Annotated in this window: 1 protein-coding gene; it reads left to right on the forward strand. The window is 57.3% G+C overall.

What is annotated here, in order from left to right:
* A partial coding sequence (locus GFC01_RS18490; protein WP_207707667.1) for an MFS transporter occupies positions 1-398 on the forward strand: 398 nt, incomplete at both ends.

Raw genomic sequence — 398 nt, forward strand, 5'->3', positions numbered from 1 at the left:
ATCACATATGTCCGCAAATCCACGCGAGATTATCGACAACGGCAAAATGCATTTCATGCAGTGGGTGGTCATAGCACTGATGATTTTGTTGAACGCGCTCGATGGATTTGACGTTCTGTCCAGCGCCTTTGCCGGCCCGGGCATCAAGGCGGAATGGGGCCTTGGTCCCGACGGACTGGGTGCGGTTCTCTCGATGGAACTGGTCGGCATGGGCTTTGGTTCGCTATTGCTCGGCGGTGCCGCGGACAAATATGGCAGACGGCCGACAATCCTGTTCTGCCTGATCCTCATGGCATCCGGGATGTTTCTGGCGACCACGGCCGAAAGCCCGCAAGCCCTCTCCGCCTGGCGATTTTTAACCGGTCTCGGCATTGGCGGCATGCTGGCTTCCATCAATG

Origin of the sequence: Desulfofundulus thermobenzoicus (assembly GCF_009428905.1) — a bacterium.
GTDB classification, from domain to species: Bacteria; Bacillota; Desulfotomaculia; order Desulfotomaculales; family Desulfovirgulaceae; genus Desulfofundulus_A; species Desulfofundulus_A thermobenzoicus.